The following is a 729-nucleotide window of genomic DNA, read 5'->3' as shown; positions in this document are numbered from 1 at the left end:
TGGCTGCTTCTAAGCCAACATCCTGGTTGTCTGTGCAACTCCACATCCTTTCCCACTTAACACACACTTGGGGACCTTAGCTGATGGTCTGGGCTGTTTCCCTTTTGACAATGGATCTTAGCACTCACTGTCTGACTCCCGGAAGTAAGTCTATGGCATTCGGAGTTTGACTGAGCTTGGTAACCCTTGCGGGCCCCGCACCCAATCAGTGCTCTACCTCCACGACTCTGTTTTCCGAGGCTAGCCCTAAAGCTATTTCGGGGAGAACCAGCTATCTCCGAGTTCGATTGGAATTTCTCCGCTACCCCCACCTCATCCCCGCATTTTTCAACATGCGTGGGTTCGGGCCTCCAGTGCGTGTTACCGCACCTTCACCCTGGACAGGGGTAGATCACCCGGTTTCGGGTCTACGTCCACGTACTATGTCGCCCTATTCAGACTCGCTTTCGCTGCGGCTCCGGCTCTTCACCTTAACCTTGCACGGGAACGTAACTCGCCGGTTCATTCTACAAAAGGCACGCCATCACCCCTAAAACGGGCTCTGACTTTTTGTAAGCACACGGTTTCAGGTTCTATTTCACTCCCCTTCCGGGGTGCTTTTCACCTTTCCCTCACGGTACTGCTTCACTATCGGTCGCTAGGAAGTATTTAGCCTTGGCAGATGGTCCTGCCGGATTCATACGGGGTTTCACGTGCCCCGCACTACTCGGGATCCGTCTCGGAGGGAAC

General features: G+C 54.0%; 1 rRNA gene. It reads right to left on the bottom strand.

Features of this window, described 5'->3' with window-relative positions:
* Positions 1–729, bottom strand: a 23S ribosomal RNA gene (locus AC6CIF_RS31840); the annotation flags it as partial.

This window comes from Paenibacillus sp. GQ49, assembly GCF_059759055.1.
The sequence above is the reverse complement of the archived record's forward strand: the minus strand, read 5'-3'. Positions and strand labels throughout refer to the sequence as shown.